A 4,475-nucleotide genomic window follows, 5' to 3' on the forward strand; every position below is an offset into this window, starting at 1 on the left:
GCGGGTGGCGGTGGCCCACGACGAGGCCCTGCGCGATGCGCTGCGTCTCTCCGAGGGCAACCGCAGCACCGAGCAGAAGGTGGCCTTCTACGTCCAGGTTTACCGTTACCTCAAGGATCGCATCCGCAACGACATCATCCGCTCCGATGATCCGGTCGAGGCGATCGAGGAGATGGAGATCGAGCTGGCCCGTCTGGCCGATGAGCTCAAGCAGCGGGAAACCCATCTGTCGCTCTCCTCCCACGAGGTGGCGGCCAAGATCACCAACATCATCCGCCGCGAGCAGAACCGCATTCGGGTGCTCAACCAGGGCTTGCAGAACATCGCCTTCGGTCTGGTGCGCGGGGTGCGCCTCAACGTCAATATCCGCGAGGCCCATACCCGTCTGCTGACTGCGCTGGCCGACCAAACCGCCATGCACAACGATCTGTTCGCCGACAAGGAGCTCAGCTTCTCCGAGGCGATGGCCAAGTTGTTCCAGCGCCTCAACCCGCAGATTGAGCAGGGGGATCGCAGCTATCAGGTGATGGGCGACGTGCTGCTCGACTATCGCAACTATCTGGAGCTGGAGATCGAGGTGCAGCGCGGCGCCGATGGCTGGCTGCGTGCCGAGAGCGGTGCGCTCTCCACCGGCGAGGCGATCGGTACCGGTCAGGCCATCCTGCTGATGGTGCTGATCAGCTGGGAGGAGGAGTCCCGCCGTCTGCGCGGCAAGGATATCGCCCCCTGCCGTCTGTTGTTCCTCGACGAAGCGGCCCGTCTGGATGGCAAATCCATCGCCACCCTGTTCGAGCTGTGCGAGCGGCAGGATATGCAGCTGCTGATCGCCGCGCCGGAAAACATCAGCCCCGAGAAGGGCACCACCTACAAACTCATCCGTAAAGTGCAGGGCAAGCACGAGCATGTGCATGTGGTCGGTCTGCGCGGCTTCGGCTTTAGCGATGACAAGCTGATTGCCTGACGTTGACGGGTAAATAGCTAGAAAGGGAGGCATTCGCCTCCCTTTTTATTGGAAAAATATGGCAAAGTAGCGGCGCTGCCCGTGATTGGGTCAGGCTGCGGATGAACGATCGTGCCCAGTTCTTAAGTATCCCTCTTGTTGTGCTGCGTTGCGGACGCAGATCGGAGGAGTTTGCGTGCTCGAGTTGGCAAACGCGAGCAGAGAAGTGGCACCTTGATTGTCTCTTGGGTGCAACAGTGGTGATTTAAAGCCTGTAATTATTGCAACAATCGTGGTGGCCACTGCGTTGGCAACAGGGCTTGGCCCAAAGATGGCAATGGGCCGCCTACATTGCGGTGGCTTGCCGGTATGGGGAGAATCTCCCCGTTACTGCGACGCGATATGATCCGCCGGGCTATCGATCCGGCAAGGTGAGCGAGGAGAAGTAGATGCTCGGTATTGGGAGAGAGGGAGTGGTGCAATCGGCCCGCAAAGGGGGGCTGTTGCTTGTCTGCCTGCTGCTGGCCGCTTGTAGCAGCCGTTATGACGAGAGTCACGGCGGCAGCTGGCGCGGCTATAGCGAAACCGGTTATGCCAGCTATTATGCCGACCGCTATCACGGCAAAAAGACCGCCAGTGGCGAGTTCTATCGCAACAACCTCAATAGCGCCGCCCATATGGAGTTGCCTTTTGGGGCTATGGTGCGGGTCACCAACCTCGCCAATGGCAAGAGCGTGGTAGTCAAGGTCAATGACCGCGGCGCCTTTAAAAACGGGCGTATTATCGATCTCTCCAAATCAGCCTTTAGCACCATCGGCAATATTCGTGACGGCATTATCAAGGTAAAAATAGAGGTGCTCTAGCAGCCAACTTGTTCAGTGGTGTGAACAGAGTGTCCGTTCTGCATGGCTATATGTCGCACTGTGTCCCCTCTTACACTGCTCCTATCCAAGAGGCGCCCCACATTGGAGTGCCTCTTTGCAAATGCCTGAACAATGGAGCAGATGAAGATGAATGAAGAGAAACTGGTATCTATCGCCGTGCTGAGAGCCAGAGCCGGTATGAGAGAGCAACTGCGCAGTGAGCTGCTAAAGCTCATTGAACCCACGCGACGTGAGCCGGGCAATCTGGATTATGTGCTGTTTGAATTGCGGGATGAACCGGGCACCTTTTACATGCGTGAGGCTTTCGTCAGCCAAGCTGCGCTGGACAGCCATTGTCAGACGGACTATTTCCAGGCTTTTGCCAAGCAGGCGGAGTCACTGCTTGCAGAGCCACTGCGGCTTATTTTCCTGAATGAGGTGATCCACGCTTAATCCACTCGGGCCCGTGGTCGGCCCGATTTTTATCCACGTTCCACCTGCCGGATAAGATGCTTTCCCCCCTGTTATCGCACCAATGGTTTGCCGGTCTGCAGTTACTGATCCTCTTATATCGCTTCTGTATTGCACGGCTCTCTCCTGTTTATCTCCAAGGTTTTTTCATCGCTCTGTTAACCGTTAAGATATCCAAATGAAGATTTATTATGGGCCCAAGCCCAGTGGAGTGGTATAACCGCCTTCGCGGGAAGGCATGTCAAACGGACGAATTTGGCCATCTGGACGTTGATATGGGGTGAGCAGAGGGGTGAGAATGGAGATTGAGCTTGCAGGTGTGCCGCATAGTGAGTTTGAAGAGGTCTTTGCTGTGGTTAAACAGGGGATCTTTCCCTATGTTGAGGCGCTCTTTGGCTGGGATGACCAATTTCAGCGTGAACGGTTGATCCGCGACTATCAACCGCAGTGGTTCTTCTGGATCTTGCAGGTGGGTGAACCTGTTGGCCTGCTTTGTCGCAAGCCATATGAGGATGCCCTGCATGTCCATCTGCTTATCATCTTCCCCCGGTATCAGGGGCGACAGCTTGGCGCGGCGGTGATGGAACGGCTTCATCGTGAGGCGGCGCGTGAGGGGAAATGCCGGGTGACCTTGTCCAGTTTCACTGACAACCATGGAGCGATACGGTTTTATCAGCGCCTTGGTTACAACGTGGTGGAGCGAGATCTGGAGTTTGTCTCCATGTCCCGGCCGTTAGTACGCGAATGTGGATCGACACATCTGGTTAATGGAGAGTGATCATGGCAATTCTGGATATTTTGACGGTACCCGACCCCAGGTTGAGAGTAAAAGCCGAGCGGGTTGAGGATATCTCGGCCGTACAGGGGCTGATTGATGACATGCTGGAGACTCTCTATGCGACTGACAACGGTATTGGCTTGGCCGCGACTCAAGTTGGCCGCAAAGAAGCAGTGGTTATTATCGACTTGTCAGAGAGCAGGGATCAGCCGCTGGTATTGATCAACCCGGCAGTGATCAGTGGTACTGGCAAGGTGCTCGGGCAAGAGGGTTGTCTATCTATTCCCGATTATTATGCTGACGTTGAGCGATATGCCTCGGTGGTTGTATCCGCGTTGGATCGACATGGAAATCAACTCACGATAGAGAGCAGTGAGTTTTTGGCCATTGTCATGCAACACGAAATTGATCATCTTCATGGCACGCTGTTCATTGATTATCTTTCACCACTCAAGCAGCAGATGGCACTGAAGAAAGTGAAAAAATATCTCAAGTCTGCACGCCACGGTTGAGCAGCGATCTGTTGTATTGAGGCCAGTTGGTGATGGGTGAAACGTCTTGCCCATGCATGCTGATGTGAAGGGAGTGGTGATGATCAGATCACCGCCACTTCAGTGAGCGCCATGCAACCAGCATCGATTTGTGAAACAACGCCATCTCAGCGCTGTTCAGCCCCAAAAAATATTGAAGGGGGCGGTAGCCAGCCAAGTCATCTCAACACAGGATTGGGGCGTGCAAATGCTCAACATGTGGCTGCGCGCCGATCGGCACACATGGTTTTGAAAAAGGTCTTGTCCACTTCACGTGCACTTCACATTGGGGGGGATAATGGGTGACGCGTTCAAGATGAAACAAAGGAGTGCTTGATGGTCATGACAATCATGATGCGTATCGGTGCCGTGCTGGCGGCCATGGGATTTGCCTGTTTTGTGGCCTACGAGATGATTGGTGCTACGGTCGATGAAAATGGCATTTTGCATGAACCCTTCGGATTGATCCCCATCGGTTTTTTGTTGATCTGTTTGGCGATGCTGTTGCTGCTCCCCAAGGTGATCTCGGGAGTGTGGTTGCGCCTCAGCGGGCATAAATAACGGGCACTGTGGGTGGCGTTGCGGGATGCCTGAACCTGATCCAGGCATCCGCGGTTCACTACGTTGGCAGGATGTTACTGCGCATTGAGATGACCAACGATGCGCGCTGTGATCTCCCTGGTATTGAATGAGGCAGCGTCAACCAGCAGATAGGTTGTCAAACGATCTGCGCCATCTTATTTGGCGTTGAGAAACAGCTCTTCAATAGACATCGGGGTGCTGAAGTAGTGCGTCTCTGCATTGGCAAGGTAGGGTAGCAAATCGTGCCCCCGGATCTCCTCCGCCAGCCTGGTGTCCGGCTCTGCCTTGAAACGGGGCGCGTTGACGGTTTT

Annotated in this window: 6 protein-coding genes; all 6 read left to right on the forward strand. The window is 55.0% G+C overall.

Going from position 1 to position 4,475, the window contains the following annotated elements; translation table 11 throughout:
* On the forward strand, positions 1-961 hold a 961-nt coding region (locus LD28_RS0119530), incomplete at its 5' end, for an SbcC/MukB-like Walker B domain-containing protein (RefSeq protein WP_033138574.1).
* A 428-nt stretch (positions 962-1,389) separates the two neighbouring features.
* Positions 1,390-1,803, forward strand: a complete 414-nt coding sequence (locus tag LD28_RS0119535) for a septal ring lytic transglycosylase RlpA family protein (RefSeq protein WP_033138575.1) — start codon at positions 1,390-1,392, stop codon at positions 1,801-1,803.
* A 141-nt stretch (positions 1,804-1,944) separates the two neighbouring features.
* A complete protein-coding gene (locus LD28_RS0119540; protein ID WP_033138576.1) occupies positions 1,945-2,256 on the forward strand; it encodes a putative quinol monooxygenase in 312 nt (103 codons plus the stop codon).
* Between the two features lie 316 nt (positions 2,257-2,572).
* Positions 2,573-3,052 carry a GNAT family N-acetyltransferase gene (locus tag LD28_RS0119545; protein WP_033138577.1) on the forward strand — a complete coding sequence of 160 codons (480 nt, stop codon included), beginning with the start codon at positions 2,573-2,575 and terminating at the stop codon, positions 3,050-3,052.
* 2 nt (positions 3,053-3,054) lie between these two features.
* Entirely contained in the window at positions 3,055-3,564 is a 510-nt protein-coding gene (def, locus tag LD28_RS0119550) for a peptide deformylase (RefSeq protein ID WP_033138578.1), read from the forward strand.
* 354 nt (positions 3,565-3,918) lie between these two features.
* Positions 3,919-4,143, forward strand: coding sequence for a DUF3955 domain-containing protein (locus tag LD28_RS0119555; RefSeq protein WP_050514379.1), 225 nt, complete (start codon positions 3,919-3,921; stop codon positions 4,141-4,143).
* Positions 4,144-4,475 lie beyond the last annotated feature (332 nt).

Source organism: Aeromonas finlandensis, from assembly GCF_000764645.1.
Lineage (GTDB): Bacteria > Pseudomonadota > Gammaproteobacteria > Enterobacterales > Aeromonadaceae > Aeromonas > Aeromonas finlandensis.

Bases quoted from the DNA above. Each gene is read 5' to 3' on its own strand.
- LD28_RS0119540 (WP_033138576.1), top strand. From the start codon at position 1,945: ATGAAGATGAATGAAGAGAAACTGGTATCTATCGCCGTGCTGAGAGCC.
- LD28_RS0119535 (WP_033138575.1), top strand. From the start codon at position 1,390: ATGCTCGGTATTGGGAGAGAGGGAGTGGTGCAATCGGCCCGCAAAGGG.
- LD28_RS0119555 (WP_050514379.1), top strand. From the start codon at position 3,919: ATGGTCATGACAATCATGATGCGTATCGGTGCCGTGCTGGCGGCCATG.
- LD28_RS0119545 (WP_033138577.1), top strand. From the start codon at position 2,573: ATGGAGATTGAGCTTGCAGGTGTGCCGCATAGTGAGTTTGAAGAGGTC.
- def (WP_033138578.1), top strand. From the start codon at position 3,055: ATGGCAATTCTGGATATTTTGACGGTACCCGACCCCAGGTTGAGAGTA.